We start from the raw sequence: 18,900 nt of genomic DNA, 5'->3' as shown, positions 1-18,900 counted from the left end.
CTATTCAATCTTATTATTAATACGATAAACGTAAGCTAATACTTCCGCAACAGCCTGATAAAGCTCAGGTGGTACAAATTGCCCTATATCTACGCTATCATATAAGGTTCTAGCCAATGGCTTATTCTCAACAATTGGAATGTTATTTTCTAAAGCAATTTTCTTAATATTTTGTGCTATAAGGTCTTGCCCCTTTGCAATAACCCTTGGAGCATCAAATTCTTTAGGATTATATTTAATTCCGATGGCAAAGTGAGTAGGGTTTGTAATAATTACATCTGCCTTCGGAATATCTTGCATCATTCTTTGCATCGACATCTGTCTTTGCTTCTCTTTAATTTTTGATTTTATTTGTGGATTTCCTTCAGTTTGTTTATATTCTTCTTTAATTTCTTGTTTAGACATTTTTAAATTTTTATTATATTCATATCTTTGATAAAAATAATCTAAGGCGGCAAGTACAACTAATATTGATCCTGCTTTTATTCCAATACTTATTGACATCTTTAAAATTAATTTTAATATTGTTCCTATGTCCATTCCTATAGTCTCTAAAATAGTGACTATTTGTCCTTTAACGTAATTATAAGATATATAACCAATAACTATAATTCGAATCAGTGCCTTTAAAAGCTCTATAATAGACTTCATAGAAAACATTCGCTTAAATCCTTCAATTGGATTTATTTTTTTAATATCAATAGCTAAAGGTTTTGTGGTAAACAAAACTCCAACTTGTAGATAGCTTGCTGCAACACCAACTACCAAATTAGTTAAGGCTATAGGTGCTACAATAATAAAAAAACTTATTATAGCATTAATTAAAAGAGTTTGGAGGTTTTTTAATGAAAATATGAAGTCTAAAGCTAAATATTGATCATAAATATAGCTTGTCGTATTTCTAAGAGTTATTCCAATAAATGTAGCAAAAGCATTTATCATTATAAATGTTGCTAAAAGAACAAAAGCCGAATTTATTTCTTTGCTCTGTAGAACATTCCCCTTTTCCCTAGTTTCCTTTTTCTTTTTGGGGGTTGCCTGTTCTGTTTTTTCTTCAGAAAAAAGCTGTAGATTAATTTTAAAATCCATAGAATCATCCTCTAGACAAAATTTGCATTAGTTCATATATGGATTGAAACATTTTATCAAACAAACTTTCAGAGTAGGGTATAAAAAATCTTAAAGATAGCAATATGATAATAATACCTATAGCAATTTTCAAAGGTAATCCTACAATAAAAATGTTCATTTGAGGCATTGTACGTGCTAAAATCCCTAGGATTACATTAGCCAAAAAAATAGCAATCAAAATAGGTGCACTTAATTGAAATGCTAAAATAAATGTGTCTGTAAAAATTTTTATTAAATAGTTGATTAAACTCTCACTTACCGAGATATTAAACCCTATTGGAAGTATTTCATAACTATATATCAAACTTTTTATCATTTGATGGTGACCATTAATAGTTAAAAATACCAAGGTAAGTAATATATTATAAAACCCTCCCATTAGAGGCATCTGTGCATTTGTTTGAGGATCCATAATGTTTACCATACCAAACCCCATCTGAATATCAACTATTGTACCCGCAAGGTATACAATACTAAAATATATAAATGCAATAAGGCCAATAATAATACCTATCAAAAATTCAGATATTGACCAAAACATTAATGTTCTCATATTATCAATTTCTAAATAAAAGCCATTAATTTTTAATGGAAGTAATATTAATGCTACTGTAATAGATAAACCAATTTTCATGATTGTGGGAAGATTATTACGACCAAATATTGGAGATATAACAAATAAGCCAGTTACTCTAACCAATATTAGGATAAACAGTTGAAAATTTACTAGTATAAAACTTATTAAATCACCTGTCATATTTAATCACTCTTTACTGAATAAAATTATTTAAATTTGTATATAGTTTTAATGTAAAGTTAATAATTATTGATAAAAGCCATGGTCCGAAAACCACTATAGATCCCAAAACCGCTATAATTTTAGGAATAAAAGCTAATGTTGCCTCTTGAATTTGAGTTGTGGCCTGAAAAATACTAACAGCTAATCCAACTATTAGACCAATTACTAACATCGGCGCAGATAGAATTAAAATAGTAAACATTGTATGCTGGCCTAATTCAATAATCATTGCTTCATTCATTTTTTCACCTCTATTTAAAACTTAATAATAAGGACTTAATTAAAACATTCCATCCATCTACCATTACAAATAAAAGAAGTTTAAATGGTAGTGAAATCATTGCTGGTGGCAGCATCATCATTCCCATTGACATTAATGCACTTGAAACAACCATATCTAATACTATAAATGGAATAAACAATACAAATCCCATTTGGAAGGCAGTTTTTAGTTCACTAATAATAAAAGCCGGAATGAGTGAAGTTGTAGGGATATCATCTAACTGAGGATCACTTGATAATTCGGTACCACTGGCTTCTAAAAATAAGGCTATATCATTTTCTCTAGTTTGCCTAAACATAAATTGTCTTAACGGCTCCATAGCTTCTTCAATTGCTTCAGATTGAGTAATTTCCTCATTCAAGTATGGCTGCAATGCATTTTGGTTGATTTCTGAAGCAATAGGACTCATAATGAAGAATGTCAAAAACAGAGCCAGTCCTATAAGTACTTGAGTTGGAGGAGTTTGCTGTGTTGCAATTGCATTTCTTAAAAAAGATAAAACAATTATTATTCTTGTAAAACTTGTAACCATAATCAAAATAGCAGGTGCTAATGATAGAACAGTTAACAAACCCAGTAACTGTAACGAGCTAGCAGTTTCTTCAGGACTACTTGCCCCATCAATATTCAATTGTACATTTGGTATGCTAATATTAGTTTGAGCAAATGCCCTAGTTGATCCCAATAGAAAAAAAGAGACTATTATTAAACATAGTAATATAATATTTTTATTTTTCATATTAATTATTTGTTTGAATTTACAATTTAGATTTTTCATTATTCACACTACCATTCTAGCCCTATCTTTTATTTTAAAAAAATTTTTATTTCTTAAATAATCTATTTTTAAATAAATTATTTATCCTATTGTTAATTTCAAATGAATTTTCATTTCCAGTAGTTAAAAAGCTCCATTCTGATTCATCAATTGCATCTAAAAGTTTAATTGTCTTTCCTTGCAAAGCAATAATATATATTTTTTTATTTATTTTTACAAGCGTAATGCTTATGTTCAAACCTATCATTGTTCTCTCTAAAACCTGAGTATATCGTCCCTTCATTAACTTATTTGTTTTTTTGCCTATTATAATAGTAATATAATAGGCAAAAACAATAGTAATAACTGTAGCTATCAATAAAAAAAGTCCAGATAGAGTATTATTCATTTTATCCGATCACTTTTTTAACAGCTTCTATTACACGATCAGCTTGGAATGGCTTAACTATAAAATCCTTTGCACCTGCTTGAATAGCTTCAATAACCATTGCTTGTTGCCCCATAGCAGAACACATAATTATCTTTGCACTCGGATCTATTTTTTTTATTTCTTTTACAGCTTGTATACCGTCAATTTCAGGCATTGTTATATCCATAATAGTTAGGTTAGGCTGTAGTTCCTTATACTTTTCAATCGCTCTAGCACCATTTTCAGCTTCGCCTACTACGTCAAAGCCATTTTTAGTTAGCACATCTTTAATCATCATTCTCATAAATGCCGCATCATCAACAATTAAAATTCCATTAGACATTATTTTTCCTCCTCTTTCATTTAGATAGTAATCAGGTAGTAGATATATGTATATATTACCAACAGAATATAGGATAAGTCAATTTATATAGTTTCAAATCTATCTAAATTATTCATATGCCTTAGAAAGACGTTTGACAGGATTAACAATATCAGTAACCCGTATTCCATAGTTTTCGTCTATTACCACTACTTCTCCCTTAGCTACATATTGACCATTAACTAGTATATCTAAAGGTTCACCTACTAGCTTATCTAATTCTATAATAGTTCCCGGACCAAACTCTAAAATTTCACTTATTTTTTTTACTGTTCTACCTAATTCAACAGTTATTTTTAATGGCACATCTTGTATTAATGAAATATTTTCAGGCATTCCAGCTTTAATAGATGATTCATCGAAGGACTGAAATTGTACAGGTCTTATATTTACTTTTTCATTGGCTTGGTTTATTCTTTTATCATTATTGTAACTATTAGTTTCATACGTATAGGCGCTCTCTGTATTTCTTATCTCTCCTAAGTTAGTGGGCTTAGTTTGAATCGATATATCGCTTTTTAAATTTTCCTTAGCGCTGCTAGTAGTATTGTTTGATGTATCTGTCATGTCATTGAATAATCCTTCAACAATTTCCTTAGCAAAATCAATAGGCATAAGTTGCATAATTTCACTATCTATTAGTTCACCAATTACCATACGAAAAGCGATCTTAACTACAGAATCTGTGTAATCTGAAAAATGTTCTAATAGATTATCTACAGATAAATTTAAAATGAAAGCTTCAGGTGGACTTATATCTATTTTTTTACCCAACATTTCTGATAATGATGTTGAAGATGATCCAACCATCTGATTCATAGCTTCACCAATAGCACTTAAGTGTAACTCTGTTAATTCACCTGATTGTATGTTTCCATTTCCGCCCATCATCAAATCGGTAATAATGCTTACATCTTCTTCCTTTAATATAAGTAAGTTTGTGCCTTCTAACCCCTCTTTATATTTAACATCAACAGCTACAAATGGAAGAGGATATTCATTTGATAACTGTTCAAGAGTTAAAACTTCTACTTTAGGTGTAGTAATCGTTACCTTTTGACCTAAAAGAGTAGATAGGGTGGTAGCCGCAGTCCCCATACTAATATTGCCTATTTCACCTATGGCATCCTTCTCTTCTTCTGTAAATCCAATAGAACTTTCATTGCTGCTAGGAGTGTCTGTCCCAGTTAATAGGGCATCAATTTCCTCTTGAGATAACATATCACTCATATAGCTCATCTCCTTTCTCTTCTACTCTAGTAATTTTAACAGCCACATTGTTTTTAATAGTACCAGGAGCTCCAAAATATTTATGTCTGGTTCCAACTTTTATTTCTAATTCTTTATTTGGGTTATTATCTAATACAACTACATCACCTAGCTGTAACTCTAAAAAATCTTTAACAGTTATATAGGTGTGACCAAGTTCAACAGCGACATCAACAGAGCTATTTGTTAACCTTTTTTCTAAAATATTTTTATCCTTTTCAGTTGCTTGTTTATTTATGTTAGAAAACCAAAATTTTGTGCTTAACTTTGGAAGAATTGGCTCTATTACAATATGTGGAATACATATGTTTAAATAGCCTTGAATATCACCTATTTTTAAATGTAAAGTAATTAGTGCTGTAGTCTCGTTTGGTGAAACTATTTGTGCAAACTGAGAATTTGTTTCAATTTTATCTAATTTAGGTTGAATCTCTATTACATTTTCCCAAGGATCTACAAGTAACGTGGTTAACTGTTTTATAATTTTTCTAATCAATGTCAGCTCTATTTCTGTAAAAGAACGACTCTCTTCTAATGCTCTACCTTGCCCTCCTAATATTCTGTCAATTAGTGTAAAAGCTATAGCTGATGACATATCAATAATTATTTGTCCCTCTAAAGGATAAAAGTCAATAATTGAAAGGACAGCTGGGTTTACGATTGAGTTACTAAACTCATAGTATGATAGTTCCTCTACACTTATAACTTCTGCCTGAACATAGGTACGAAGATAGCCAGATAAAAAGGTATTCAAGGTTCTTGTGAAGTTTTCATGTATAATTTGCAGTGTTTTTAATTGATCTTTAGCTAATTTTTTAGGACTTTTAAAATCATATCTCTTAATTTTTTTTTCAGATTTATCTTCTTTTATTTCCTCTACATCAACTTCACCAGTATTTAATGCATTAAGTAGGGCATCAATTTCATTTTGGGATAAAATATCTGACATTTCTTCACCTCCTGTTTATTGAATAATGTAGTCAACAAAATATATATTAGTAATTTTATCTGAATTAACAATGTCTGCCACTACTTTCAGAATTTCATTTTTTAGCTCTAATTGTCCATTAGTATCTAATATTTCATCTGCTTTTTTTCCAATTAAAGTTGATATAATGCTATCTCTAAGTTCAGCATTTTTTTCTTCAAATTTAGTTGATAAGTTTTTATCAGTTGTTTCTATTATTATAGAGCCTTTAAAATAACTTCTTGTGCTTCCTAGATTAGTAGAGAATTCACCTGCATTATATTCATATGTTTTATAGGTTATTGCAACTTCTCTAGGCTGTCTATTATTCATGAAATAAAACATTACTCCAAAAAAGAGACCTGATACTATAAAGCCAATTAATATGTATATAATTATTTTTTTTAGACCCATAATCTTCCCCCATTTTCATATTATTTAGGTTTAGAAGTAATGTATTCTGATCTTAATATTACAATATCCACTCTTCTATTTTTTGATTTATTTTCTGCAGTATCATTAGGAGCAATAGGATGGTATTCTCCATAACCAGATATCGAAAAACGCTCTGGTGCCAAACTCAAATCTTCTATTAAATATCTAACTACATTAGAAGCTCTGCCCGCCGATAGTTCCCAATTAGTAGGGTATAATAAACTCGGGTTAACTTTAACCGTATCTGTATGTCCCTCTATACGGATAGACTTTTCTAGAAACTCTGGAGTTTGTAAAAATGCAGAAATATCTTCTAAAATTTGTTTTGATCTTGGTTTTAATTCAGCCTTTCCAGGATCGAATAAAACATTGTCCTGAAAACGTAACACAAGACCTGCATTTTCTTGAGATACTAAAACATCAGACTCTAGATTATAACTTTCCAAATACTCTTCTAAAACTTCTTGAAGTTTTCTAAAATCTTCTAATTCTTGTCTTTGATTTGTAGTTAAATCTTCCTTCATTGCCTCAGTTATAAATTGATCCGTTTCAATTGCAGTACCTGAATCTAATATACCTAATGATCCTTGAAAAGATTGCATTATAGCTTGAAACTTCTGAGCATCTACAGTAGAAAATGAAAACAGTAAAACGAAAAAGCAAAGTAGTAAGGTAACCATATCACCATAGGTAGTCATCCATTCTGGTGCGCCAGCCTTAGGCTCTTCTTGGCTTGATCTTCTTCTTGCCATTATGCTCCCACACCTTCCTGTTTACCGTGAAAACCCTCTCTAGCTTTAGGTGGTAAAAATGCCTTTAGCTTTTCTTCAATAATTCTTGGATTTTCCCCAGCTTGTATTGATAGTAATCCCTCTACCATGATCTCTTTTCTTAAAATTTCTTCTCGACTCTTTAATTTAAGTTTATTAGCTATTGGAATAAATACTAAATTTGCTAATAATGATCCATAGAATGTTGTAATTAATGCAACAGCCATGCTTGGTCCAATTGCATCAGGATTATCTAGTTTTTGAAGCATATTTATTAATCCAATTAAAGTACCAATCATACCAAAGGCTGGGGCAAATGATCCCATAGCCTCAAATATGCCTTGTCCATTTTTGTGTCTTTCTTCAATAAAAGATAATTCTGTTTCTAATAAATTTCTCACCAACTCTGGGTCTGTTCCATCTACAATTAACATAGCACCTTTTTTCAAAAATGGTTCGTCTATCTCTCCAGAGGCTTCTTCTAAGGCTAATAGTCCCTCTTTCCTTGCAATATTTGCAAGTGTGTTAATTTGTGCAATTATTTGGTTAGGATCTTCTGCTTTGTTTGAAAAAGCTTTCGCTGCAATTTTAACTGCCTCCATTACTCCCTTTAAAGGGTAGGCTACTAAGGTAGATGCAACTGTTCCACCAAATACAATCAAAATAGAAGCTAAGTTAACAAAGTCCATTAAAGCTCCATCTGCTAATATTCCACCAATAACAAATGCTAAACCAATAATTATACCAAGTATCGTAGCTATATCCACTTCTACACCTCAATTCTTATGTAAGTATTAATAATTTATATTAATTTATTTGGTTTTACTTTATCTATATTTTCAATATATATATTTCTTTTATATTCTATAATTTTTTGTATAACTTCATTTGCACTTTCTATTACAATCATTTTGTGTCCATTGGTTAATGTAATAACTGTATCTGGAGTCTCTTCAATTGTTTCTATTAAATCTACATTTAAGACAAACTCCTTATTATTCATTCTCTTCAAATATATCATTTTATCATCCTTTCTCTCCCTTGATATATGATCAAGGGAGAGGGATTGTTATATTATATTATCTTTTTATATTAACTACTTCCTGTAACATTTCATCACTTGTTGTAATAATTCTTGAGTTAGCTTGAAAACCTCTTTGTGTTGTAATCATATTAGTAAATTCATTAGATAGATCTACATTAGACATTTCAAGTGCGCCAGCCCTTAAGCTACCAAATCCGCCCATACCTGCATCTCCAAACATAGCTTCACCAGAATTAGATGTTTCTCTATACATATTTGATCCTGTTTTAATTAGCCCTGCAGGGTTTTTAAAGTTAGCTAATCTAATTTTTCCTAAAATCTGAATCTGTCCATTACTAAATACTCCTTCTATTTCTCCATTATCTGCTATTGTAAAATCATCTAGTTTTCCACTTCCATAACCATTTATATTAAGGGCTGCTGCATCGGATTTTTCTGCGTAACTTGTTAAAGCTGAAAAATCTAAGTTTATATTTAAAGGATTAGCTCCTTGGAATACCCCACTATTAGCAGGGTCCTGTACCTCAAGATCAATCGATTTAGTTGTCGAAATCAATTTTCCCTCAGAGTTGAATTCAAGTTTTAAATCAATTAGATTGTCAGTTTGTTCAACATCATCAATTTTAGTAATGTTCACATCAAATTCTCTTGTTGCACCATTTCCATCATCTGTTCTTTCAAAGGTCACTTCAATATTATGTGGATTCCCTAAGCTATCGTATATCTTCATAACAGTACTAAATTTTTCACCAAGAATAGGATTTGCTGGATCAGTATTATCTGGTGCTTTTAATTTACTATCAATATTACCTTCAAAAATAGCTTTGTCTGTAGCCTTAGGAGGGTTTGTAATTGACTTTGAAATTTTAAGACCTGTTAAACTTTCAACAAACCCACCCTTTCCATCTGATTCGTACCCAAGTACATAATAACCATCTGGTGTTATAAGGTTACCATCTGTATCTAGTCCAAGATTACCTGCCCTTGTATAACTTTTATTAGCTCCACCTGCTGTATCTGAAACTATAAAGAACCCTTCGCCATTTATCATAAGGTCTGTATTATATCCTGTAGTCTCTACAGCTCCTCTTATATGGAAGGTATCCATGGAACTTACAGCAACACCTAGCCCTACCTGTTGAGGGTTTGTTCCTCCTCGTCCACCTTCCTGTGGTCTACCTGCTCCCCTTAATGTTTGACTAAAAACTTCTTGGAAAGTAACCCTAGATCCTTTATAGCCTACTGTATTAACATTGGCGATGTTATTTCCAATTACGTCCATCTTTAATTGGTGAGCTCTTAAGCTTGATACTGCTGAATACATTGAACGCATCATAGTTAAATAAACCTCCTCTTATTTTGGTGCCCAATTTCATCTATCTTTCAGAAACGGAAGGCCTCCCACTAGGGGTCCAGCCTATGCGAATATAGCACCATCTATATTAGTAAATACATTTTCCTTTAGCTGCTTATCTGTTGCAGCTGTAATGACTGTTCTATTTGGCACGCTGGCAATAAAAGCTTTATTGTCCATTATAATTAAGGTTTCCTTAATACCTTTTTCAGCTGCCTTCGTAATAGCATTGTTGAGCTTATCTACCTCTTGAGTAGTTAACTCTATTTTTCTTTCCTCTAACCTCTCCAAAGCATGTTTTGAAAACTTGAGGTTATTATTTTTATGTACTTCTTTTTGTAGTAATGCCTCAAATGTAACCTTTTGATTGTTTATAGTATTTACATTTCTATTTTGATTTTGATTTGGATTAATATTTTGGTTAATACGGATTTGATTAATTTTAATTGGATACAATTCACTTCCCTCCTTTAGAAGTGTTGTTCCTAAGCTGACGCTTCGTTACTGCCTTTAGTACTATTATTGGTTTTATCGGCAAATTCAACTTAAGGTTCTACTACTTCGCCATCCTCAACATCTCCTGGCTCTTCAATATCTCCTGGTTCTTCAACATCTTCACCATTTAACTTTTTTAGACCTTCATTTATTTTTTCTAATTGCTCCACTATATTGGTCTGACTTTTGACTAAGTTATTATTCATTTGTGCAATATGCTCTAGCATCGTAGCCTGTGTTAGAGTAAATGTATCATTTAAATTTTGCATCTGCTCTAATGAGCTAAACTGAGCCATCTGGGCAATAAAGTCTCTATCTTCCATCGGATTTAATGGGTCTTGGTTCTGCATTTGGGTAACTAGAAGCTTTAAAAAAGCATCCTTATCTAAATTACTAGATTGTGTTTTTTGCTGTGCGTTATTTTCGTTATTATAATATCTATACCTATTTTCTATCTCTGAAACATTTGGCATTGTTTTACCTCCTTAAACTAAACCATCAAATTGACTTGAAACTAAATATGGGTTTTTTTCGTTAACTTCCTGTTCTAATGTTAAAAAAGTATTATTAGATACAGTAGAAACTTCTTTAGATTTTTGCTTGTTTGTTAATCTTGATTGGAATAACCTACTTCCAAAATTTTGAGAATTATCACCTACATGAACTTCAAGTCCTGAAATACTAAGTCCTTTTTCTTCCAAAGCATCTCTAAGTTGGTTTAGATTTGTCTCTATTATTTCTTTGACTGAATAGTTTTCGGCATAAATTTTTCCCGTCAGTGTTCCATCATTCAATCCTATTTTAATAGATATCTTTCCAAGATTTTCAGGAGTTAGCTGTATACTCATTTCATTTCTATCCTTGGATAAAAATGCACCAGCTTTTTGAGCAATCTCACCAACAAATTGCTTTGGATCAATAATTTCATTTTTTATAACCCTTACATTAATCTTTTGATCAAATTTTTCTTGTTGAGATACTAAAACATTATCATTAATTATTATGTCTTCATATCTCTCGTGTTGTTTGAAGAAGTCATCCTTTTCTTTAGCATCAGGTGGAGTTTGCTTATATAATTTTTTAGCTTCAGTATTACCTTCTTCATCTATAGCAACTGCATCAACTATTGCTGTATCATTTTCAGATATGTTTTTTGTTTCCTCATCCACTAAGTCAAGTTCACTTTTTATTTCTAGTTTTTGTGGATCATTATTCTTGGCCGAATTAACATTAGTTAAAGCAAGTTCTATATTATTTTTAAGTTCCTCTAAGTTGCTTAATACCTCACTTACATTTTCGTTTTGTGTAAATATTATATCTTTATTATCCAATAGTGTTTGGTCAGCTAGTCTAGTTATAGTTGAAAGTGTTGTGTCGATATTCTCTTTAAGTAATTCGCCTGCTTCAATATCTATTGTATCTAATAAGAGATTCAATTGATTATTTAAATCAGCCAAACTTTCCATCTCAACTATACTTAGTTCCCTATCAACCTTAGAACCATCTTCTATTTTAGATATATCTACTTGAATACTAGCAATTAAACTTTGAAGCAAAGAAAGAATATGGTCTAATAGTTCATCCTTATCTTTGTCTATAGATTCACCATCTTCAAGCTCTAACTGTCCATTTTCTTTAGAGTCTAAAACTTTATTATCTTTATTAGTAGGTTTTGTCTCCTTATTAGAAGCTTTGTTAGATGAAGATGTTGAGCTGCTCTCTACTTGTTTGCTTGTATTGTTGGTTGCATTCTGGCTATTATTCACAGCTTGTGTTTTCTTATCTTGCCTTTTGAAAATCAAACTTTTCTTTTCATTGTCGAAAACATCTGAAAAGAGTTGTTTGTCTTTGTCGGTAGATATTTGATCCTTAGCTACAATAGTGTTTTTCTGACTAAGTAGGTTGTGTATCCCTGCTATATTCATCATTCTAATTTCACCTCCTTTCTATTTTTTTATAATACATAAAAACTATAAATCTCTTTAATATACACTTTCCATAAAATCCATTAGAACAAAGGCTTATTTCATTTAAAAGACTTATTCAAAAGCCTTTGTTCTAAACTTTAATCTAATAGTTTTTTAGAAAGAACAACCCTGTTTTTTTCACTCATTCTTTGTATCACTTCTGCTACCTTATTTGCTTTTAACTTGTTTAAGACATCAATCACCAATTGTGCTTCATTAAATACAATATCTTCAGTATCACTTAAACTATATTTTTGATATACCTCATTTTTGTTTAACATAGTCTCTAGCATTTTTGCTAGTTCATCAGTGGATGTTTTTTCATATACAGAAGCTAATTCCATTATTTTTTTATCATAATCTTTATAAATCCCAACTCCTTTTATAATTGCAGGAGAAATATTTGGAGTCTCTTTTAATAACTCTTGTAACTGATTAATCTCATCGAATAAAGTTAACATAAAATCATTATCGTCAACTTTAGATAATATTCTAGATGACTTTACAATTGTTAACTCTTTAAATATGAAAGCTAGTTCCTCTATACTATATGTTTTTAAATTTCCTAATTCAGCTACAGCCTCATCAAGAGATTTATTTTCATATGCTAGAGCTAGGTCAAATAGTTTTTGTTGTTTTGTTTCTAATTCCTGAAGTTTTTTTTCAATATTTCTTAATGAACTACTAGGTAACTTATATTTAATTTGCCTTCCTAACTCTACATCTAAATAAAATAGATATTTAGATGCTTGATCAGGCTTTAAATTTTGAAACAGGTTAACTAATTCATCTACTGATATTTCATTGCTTGCATAGGTTCTTTCTATTTCCTGTACACCTTTAGAGAGAGTTAAGGATGTATAATACTTTTGCAACGAATTTATTTTTTCTTCACTATCTTTATCGATCTCGCTTAAAATTCTATTTATAGGATCATTTTTTAAGTTTAATAACCTCAAATCTTCTTTTACTTTTTTCATTTTATTTGGATTCTCTTTACTCATTAGGATTAATAAATCCTTAAATAGTTCCTCGTCCTCTCCCTTTACAATAAGCAGCTTATCTACAATTCTACTTTGATCCAAATCTACATAATGCTTAGCAATATTTTTCTTAAGCTGTTCTCTCTCATTTTTTGTAGGTATAGATTGAAAGTAACTTCCTATACTCCCAGGTAATCCAGATAAAATCTTATTGGCATTATCTTTAAAATTTTCATTGCCGAAATACATTATACCCATGATTATTAATGGTAAAGCAATGAAGGATATAAGCATAATTGACAAAGTTTTAATAAAGGACTTTTCTTTAAATTCTTCTCTATTTATAGCCATTGGATCCCCCTTTATCTACACACAGCTTTATAGGATACAATTTCATCAGTTAAAGCATCTTCTTTTTTTAGCTGATTGTATTTATGCTCTTCATAGTCTTTTTCTTTTAATTTCTCAAACACCTTTTTCTGTTTTGAAGCTTCCAGCAGTTGTTTTCTTCTATTTTCTGTTTCTAGTTCCGATTGTTCTACCACATTTAACTGTTTATCTATAATGTTTTGCATTATATCTAAATTATTAGATATACTTCTAAGTTCACTTATTTTTACTATTTTACTTGACTTTTCTTGCCATTGATTTACCATATCATTTTTTTTCTGAAATAATCTTTGTAAGTGCTCCTGCTCAGTTACTAGTTTCTTCATTGAAATACCAAGTTTGTTTTTTCTATCTTCTTCAATTTTTTCTTTAGTATTTAAAATAGTATCAAATCGAAAGATAAATTTTTCCATTATTATCCTCCCTATGCTAAAATTTGTTGCATAACCTTAACTGCATCATCAAAACTAGTTTTATCTTGTCTTTCCTGTTGCAAAAATGCATTTATACTATCAATTTTACTAATAGCTTCATCTATTTTTTTATTTGTTCCTTTAATATAGGCCCCTATATTTATTAGATCTTCCGAACTATTATATATAGATAATAGTTCCTTAATTTGATTAGACAACTGAGTGTGGTCTTTGCTAACTACATTTGGCATTACCCTACTTACACTAGCTAAAATATCTATAGCTGGATAATGATTACGGTTGGCAATTTTTCTTGACAAAACAATATGCCCGTCCAATATTCCACGAACCGTGTCCGCTATAGGTTCATTCATATCATCCCCATCTACTAATACAGTGTATAATCCTGTTATAGAACCTTTATCGGATGTTCCCGATCTTTCTAACAACTTAGGTAACACTGCAAAAACTGAAGGAGTATATCCTCTAGTTACAGGTGGTTCTCCAATAGCCAATCCAACCTCTCTTTGAGCCATAGAAAATCTTGTTAATGAGTCCATCATTAGTATTACATTTTTTCCTTGATCTCTGAAATATTCAGCTATTGATGTGGCTAACAACGCTCCCTTCATTCGAATAAGGGCTGGCTGATCTGAGGTTGCTACAACAAGAACGGATCGTTTTAATCCTTCTTCCTGTAGGTCGTTTTCTATAAACTCCCTAACCTCCCTACCACGTTCTCCTATTAAAGCTATTACATTTATATCTGCTTGGGTATTTCTGGCTATCATTCCAAGCAATGTACTTTTACCAACACCACTACCTGCAAATATACCTATCCTTTGTCCATTTCCACAGGTTAATAAACCGTCAATTGCCTTAACTCCTAATGCTAAAGGTTCCTCTATTTTAGTACGAAGCAACGGGTTTGGTGGTGATGCCATAACAGGATATGTTTTGCAACTATCTAAAGGACCTTTCCCATCTATTGGATTTCCTAAGCCGTCTAGAACACGACCAAGCAATGATTCTCCAACATTTACTTCCATAGTAGTTCCTAAGGCCTCCACCTTGCTACCTGGACCAATCCCTTCCATTTCACCTAATGGCATAAGTAGAACTTTTTTTTCTTTAAATCCAACCACCTCTGCCAAAATGGGTTCTGTGCCTTTAAGTGTGTATATTTTACATATTTCACCCAGTTTTACAGCTGGTCCTATAGATTCGATTGTTAATCCTATAACTTGAGAAACATAGCCAGTATATTTAATTAAATCTAACTTTAAAAGTCTATTTTCATATTTTTCTAATGAAATAGTGTGCATCCTATCACTCGCCTTTTAGAATATCATGAAATGTTTGTTCAATTTGTGCTATTTGGGTTTGAATACTTGCATCTACTGTACCTGAAGTTGTTTCAATAATAATACTACCAGTTTCCAGTGCTGGATCCTTTTTCACTTCTATAGTGTCTATTCCTTCTGTCATCATATATATTTTGTTTTTAGATGAATTAACTATTTCATGATCATTTGTACTTACACGAATTATTAAGCTATCTGTATATGTACACTTTTCAATACCTTTTTCAACAAGATTAAGCAATAAAGAATGTTCTCTTTCTAGTTCATAATTCAAAACTTTCTTAACGCAGGAAATTACCAATTCTACTATTTCATTTTCTAAAGATTTAGCCATAGCTTTTTTCTCTAACAATGCATTTTCCTTTATCTCTTTAGCTTCCTCAATTATAGAGTCTACTTCTTTTAGCCCTATCTCTTGACCCTGCACTATCCCTTTGCTATATCCTTCTTCTCTTGCAGCCTCTAGAATTTCACTAGCTTTTGTATAAGCTTCTGCAATTATAGCTTCTCTTTCTTCTTGGGTCTTACTAAGAATTTCATTGCACTCTAACTCTACATTCTCTAGCAAGCTATCTGCATCTTTTTTGGCTTTATCAATTATTGCTTCAGCATCTTTACTCATTTGTTCATTTACTTGTACTTGATCATCTTTTTGTTTGTCTAAATTTTCATTTTCATTATGCTTTACTATTTGATTGATTTGAAGCTTAATCAATTTTTCTTCACCTAAAACAATTTCATTTCTTTTATATACTTTAGACAATTATTTCATCTCCCCCACCTCGAGAAATGATGATTTCTCCTGCCTCTTCTAATCTTCTAATAATATTAACTATTTTTTGTTGTGCTTCTTCTACATCTCTTAGTCTAACAGGTCCCATAAAGTCCATATCTTCCTTTATCATTTCTGCCATACGTTTTGACATATTAGCATAAATAACATCGGCGACTTCTTTGGTTGCTCCCTTTAATGCCACTGCTAATTCTTTATTGTCAGTATCTCTAATAAATCTTTGAATAGATGTACTATCCAAGCCAATGATGTCTTCAAATATAAACATTCTTTTTCTAATTTCCTCAGCTAATTCTATATCTTGAATTTCTAATGTATCCATAATATTCTTCTCTGTACCCCTATCAACGGAGTTAAGTATATCCACAATTGACTGTATACCCCCTGCCGATGTGTAGTCTTGGTTAACTAAAGAAGACAGTTTTCTTTCTAATACCATTTCAACCTCCCTAATGATTTCAGGTGAAGTTCTATCCATAGTAGCAATTCTTTGCGCTACTTCCGACTGCTTTCCTTGAGGCAAAGCAGATAATATTTGTGCTGATTGGGATGAGGATAAATACGCAAGTATTAGCGCAATTGTTTGTGGATGCTCATTTTGAATATAATTCAGCAATTGGCTCGGATCAGCCTTTCGAGCAAAATCAAATGGCTTAACTTGTAAAGAGGCTGTTAGCTTATTTATAATATCCATTGCCTTCTGAGACCCTAAAGCCTTTTCAAGCACATCCTTAGCATAATTAATACCGCCTTCAGAAATATATTCTTGTGCTAGACATATTTCATAAAATTCATCTAAAACCCTGTCTTTTTCTTCAGGAGATACTTTTCGCATATTTGCGATTTCTAATGTAAGTTCTTCTATTTCTTCATTACTCAAATGTTTGAAAATTTGAGCAGAGTATTCTGGTCCTAAGCTTATTAATAATATTGCAGCTTTTTCTCTTCCAGTAATATCTCCTTTAGACACTCTTCTCGCCATATGTTCACCTCTAATCTTCATTCAGCCAATTCTTTAAAAGTTGTGCAACCGCATCGGGTTTTTTATTTACCAACTTTTCAATCTGCTGCTTAACTTGAGATCCAGATAATTCCAAATCTATTTCTTGTATAGTATCTGGTATAATCATTTCTTCAATAGGTTCTATAATTTCTTCTTTAGATCTTCTATTTTTACTTACTATAAAGTATGTAGCGCCTAAAATAGTAGCTAATATAATTCCTATTGCCCATAGTGGTGGCATTGCAGATGTTGTTTTTGACAAGTTATCATCTCCGATACTATCAAAAGCATTTTTAAACTCCTGAACACCAACCTGTACTACCTTTGTATCCAATCCAGCGGCTGCTGATATTATATTAGTTAAATCTTGTTTTTCTTCTACAGTTAAATCCCCATCGGCTAGAGCTGCTCTATTAAGAAAAACAGCTACAGTAACATCCTTAACCTGACCTTGAGCCTTAACAATTTTCTTATACAACTCGTTAATCTCATAGTTAATTGTCTTACTTGCTTCAGAATAGGTTGAGTAATCTTCATCACCCTCTACATATTCAGGAATATCTTCTGTATTAGTATCAGTTCCAGGTGCTCCACCATTCCCACCATTTTTTACATTTTGTCTTAGTTCCTGCATACTTCTTGGTATACCTGTGGTTTCACCTTCAATTGGTGGTGCAAATTCTTTTATCTCTGTTACTTCACTATCAAAATCTAATTTAACATTAGCCATAACAACTACATTTCCATGTCCATAAACATTAGATAAAAAATTAGTAATACTTCGTTCAAGCTCATTTTTAACACTTTGTTGCAATGCTATATTGCTATTTGAATTAAATACATCTGAATTTTCTTCTACACTTTGATTTAATACTCTACCATCACTTCCATGAATCGTAACATTTTCTGGTTCAAGGCCTTCAACAGCATTTGACACTAAAATAGCAATGCCATTTATACTATTGCTATCTAAAACGGCATTGCCTTCGAGGTCTAGCCTTACAGATGCTTTTGCTCCACTTTGATTATTATTAATAATAAAGCCTGATTTTTCTGGCACAACCAACGCGACATCTGCGCTTTTAACTCCACGTATTTCTTCTATTATACTAGACAGATAATTTTGTAGAGCATATATGTAACGCTTCGATCGTTCTTCACTTGTCATCATAAACGAGTTGCCAGAAAATGCATCTTCAAAGGAAAACTTCGCTGATGGTAATCCTTGAGTAGCTACTACAACTTGAGCTCTTTTTTCATCGGCCTTAGGCACCAAAACAGTCCCACTAGTTTGACCAATCTTAGCTCGTATATTATTACCCTCTAATGTTTCCATTATTGCACCGGTTTGCTCTGGAGCAAGATTTCTATATAATTCTATATATTCTGGTCGGGTAAAATAATAAATTATTCCAGTTAGTGCTAATAATGTAAAAATCGTGGCTGAGAAAAACATAATCCTTTGTTTTTTTTCAAGCCCATGGAAGTAGTCATTTAGTTGATTTTTAATCTGACTTAAAGAATCTGACATTAACTCACCTCTCTTCTGCTACGATTAAATCTGCATCCTCATTATTTCTCTATATGCATCTAAAACTTTATTTCTAATTTGCATAGTTAGCTGAAGGGCAATATCAGCTTTTTGGGCTGCTATCATAGCCTCGTGTATGTTTTCTAATTCACCTGTTGCTAACTTTAAGCTATATTGTTCTGATTCTTTTTCAAGTGAGCTTACTTTCTCCAAAGACTCATTTAAAAATGTAGAAAAAGATACTGTGCTTTTTGATGTTTCTTCTGAATAATTGTCTATAGATCCAAGCTTTACTGTATTAAGCTGACTAATATTATTAATTTTCATTGTATGTTTCTC

General features: G+C 31.5%; 23 protein-coding genes. All 23 read right to left on the bottom strand.

Annotation, left to right across the window (positions count from 1 at the left end; genetic code table 11):
• Positions 1–1,089 carry a flagellar biosynthesis protein FlhB gene (flhB, locus tag KQI88_RS13500; RefSeq protein WP_216418174.1) on the bottom strand — a complete coding sequence of 363 codons (1,089 nt, stop codon included), beginning with the start codon at positions 1,087–1,089 and terminating at the stop codon, positions 1–3.
• A 4-nt stretch (positions 1,090–1,093) separates the two neighbouring features.
• Entirely contained in the window at positions 1,094–1,888 is a 795-nt protein-coding gene (fliR, locus tag KQI88_RS13495) for a flagellar biosynthetic protein FliR (protein ID WP_216418172.1), read from the bottom strand.
• A 13-nt stretch (positions 1,889–1,901) separates the two neighbouring features.
• The gene (gene fliQ, locus KQI88_RS13490) at positions 1,902–2,171 is read right to left on the bottom strand and encodes a flagellar biosynthesis protein FliQ (protein WP_216418170.1); all 270 of its coding nucleotides are present in this window, start codon (positions 2,169–2,171) and stop codon (positions 1,902–1,904) included.
• 10 nt (positions 2,172–2,181) lie between these two features.
• Positions 2,182–2,991: a flagellar type III secretion system pore protein FliP gene (gene fliP / locus KQI88_RS13485; RefSeq protein WP_216418168.1), complete on the bottom strand. Its 810-nt coding sequence runs from the start codon at positions 2,989–2,991 to the stop codon at positions 2,182–2,184.
• Positions 2,992–3,037: 46 nt separating this feature from the next.
• The gene (locus KQI88_RS13480; protein ID WP_216418166.1) at positions 3,038–3,379 is read right to left on the bottom strand and encodes a flagellar biosynthetic protein FliO; all 342 of its coding nucleotides are present in this window, start codon (positions 3,377–3,379) and stop codon (positions 3,038–3,040) included.
• 1 nt (position 3,380) lies between these two features.
• Entirely contained in the window at positions 3,381–3,743 is a 363-nt protein-coding gene (locus KQI88_RS13475; protein ID WP_212378158.1) for a response regulator, read from the bottom strand.
• 108 nt (positions 3,744–3,851) lie between these two features.
• A complete protein-coding gene (fliY, locus tag KQI88_RS13470; RefSeq protein WP_216418164.1) occupies positions 3,852–5,012 on the bottom strand; it encodes a flagellar motor switch phosphatase FliY in 1,161 nt (386 codons plus the stop codon).
• Positions 5,005–6,000, bottom strand: a complete 996-nt coding sequence (gene fliM / locus KQI88_RS13465) for a flagellar motor switch protein FliM (protein WP_216418162.1) — start codon at positions 5,998–6,000, stop codon at positions 5,005–5,007. The genes fliY and fliM overlap by 8 nt, the downstream gene beginning before the upstream one ends.
• Positions 6,001–6,015: 15 nt before the next feature.
• The gene (locus tag KQI88_RS13460) at positions 6,016–6,432 is read right to left on the bottom strand and encodes a flagellar basal body-associated FliL family protein (protein ID WP_216418161.1); all 417 of its coding nucleotides are present in this window, start codon (positions 6,430–6,432) and stop codon (positions 6,016–6,018) included.
• A gap of 20 nt (positions 6,433–6,452) precedes the next feature.
• Complete coding sequence (locus tag KQI88_RS13455) at positions 6,453–7,205, bottom strand: OmpA family protein (protein ID WP_216418158.1); 753 nt, start codon at positions 7,203–7,205, stop codon at positions 6,453–6,455.
• Positions 7,205–7,990 carry a motility protein A gene (locus KQI88_RS13450; RefSeq protein WP_216418156.1) on the bottom strand — a complete coding sequence of 262 codons (786 nt, stop codon included), beginning with the start codon at positions 7,988–7,990 and terminating at the stop codon, positions 7,205–7,207. The genes KQI88_RS13455 and KQI88_RS13450 overlap by 1 nt, the downstream gene beginning before the upstream one ends.
• 35 nt (positions 7,991–8,025) lie before the next feature.
• Positions 8,026–8,244 carry a flagellar FlbD family protein gene (locus KQI88_RS13445; RefSeq protein ID WP_216418154.1) on the bottom strand — a complete coding sequence of 73 codons (219 nt, stop codon included), beginning with the start codon at positions 8,242–8,244 and terminating at the stop codon, positions 8,026–8,028.
• Positions 8,245–8,302: 58 nt separating this feature from the next.
• Positions 8,303–9,604, bottom strand: a complete 1,302-nt coding sequence (locus tag KQI88_RS13440) for a flagellar hook protein FlgE (RefSeq protein WP_216418152.1) — start codon at positions 9,602–9,604, stop codon at positions 8,303–8,305.
• An 81-nt stretch (positions 9,605–9,685) separates the two neighbouring features.
• On the bottom strand, positions 9,686–10,078 hold the full coding sequence (locus KQI88_RS13435; RefSeq protein WP_216418150.1) for a TIGR02530 family flagellar biosynthesis protein: 393 nt from the start codon (positions 10,076–10,078) through the stop codon (positions 9,686–9,688).
• A gap of 89 nt (positions 10,079–10,167) precedes the next feature.
• Positions 10,168–10,590 (bottom strand): flagellar hook capping FlgD N-terminal domain-containing protein, encoded by a 423-nt coding sequence (locus KQI88_RS13430; protein ID WP_216418148.1) that lies wholly within the window; start codon positions 10,588–10,590, stop codon positions 10,168–10,170.
• Between the two features lie 12 nt (positions 10,591–10,602).
• The gene (locus tag KQI88_RS13425) at positions 10,603–12,045 is read right to left on the bottom strand and encodes a flagellar hook-length control protein FliK (RefSeq protein WP_216418146.1); all 1,443 of its coding nucleotides are present in this window, start codon (positions 12,043–12,045) and stop codon (positions 10,603–10,605) included.
• 137 nt (positions 12,046–12,182) lie between these two features.
• Complete coding sequence (locus tag KQI88_RS13420; RefSeq protein WP_216418145.1) at positions 12,183–13,418, bottom strand: hypothetical protein; 1,236 nt, start codon at positions 13,416–13,418, stop codon at positions 12,183–12,185.
• Positions 13,419–13,429: 11 nt separating this feature from the next.
• Positions 13,430–13,870, bottom strand: a complete 441-nt coding sequence (fliJ, locus tag KQI88_RS13415; RefSeq protein WP_216418144.1) for a flagellar export protein FliJ — start codon at positions 13,868–13,870, stop codon at positions 13,430–13,432.
• 11 nt (positions 13,871–13,881) lie between these two features.
• Entirely contained in the window at positions 13,882–15,195 is a 1,314-nt protein-coding gene (gene fliI, locus KQI88_RS13410) for a flagellar protein export ATPase FliI (protein WP_216418143.1), read from the bottom strand.
• Positions 15,196–15,199: 4 nt separating this feature from the next.
• Positions 15,200–15,997: a FliH/SctL family protein gene (locus KQI88_RS13405; protein ID WP_216418142.1), complete on the bottom strand. Its 798-nt coding sequence runs from the start codon at positions 15,995–15,997 to the stop codon at positions 15,200–15,202.
• The gene (fliG, locus tag KQI88_RS13400) at positions 15,990–17,009 is read right to left on the bottom strand and encodes a flagellar motor switch protein FliG (RefSeq protein ID WP_216418141.1); all 1,020 of its coding nucleotides are present in this window, start codon (positions 17,007–17,009) and stop codon (positions 15,990–15,992) included. Before fliG ends, KQI88_RS13405 begins: the two co-directional genes overlap by 8 nt.
• Before the next feature lie 10 nt (positions 17,010–17,019).
• Positions 17,020–18,561, bottom strand: a complete 1,542-nt coding sequence (fliF, locus tag KQI88_RS13395; protein WP_216418140.1) for a flagellar basal-body MS-ring/collar protein FliF — start codon at positions 18,559–18,561, stop codon at positions 17,020–17,022.
• A 24-nt stretch (positions 18,562–18,585) separates the two neighbouring features.
• Positions 18,586–18,888 carry a flagellar hook-basal body complex protein FliE gene (gene fliE / locus KQI88_RS13390; RefSeq protein ID WP_212378192.1) on the bottom strand — a complete coding sequence of 101 codons (303 nt, stop codon included), beginning with the start codon at positions 18,886–18,888 and terminating at the stop codon, positions 18,586–18,588.
• Positions 18,889–18,900 lie beyond the last annotated feature (12 nt).

Source organism: Alkaliphilus flagellatus, assembly GCF_018919215.1.
Lineage (GTDB): Bacteria > Bacillota > Clostridia > Peptostreptococcales > Natronincolaceae > Alkaliphilus_B > Alkaliphilus_B flagellatus.
This window is presented reverse-complemented; position numbering and strand designations above follow the sequence as displayed.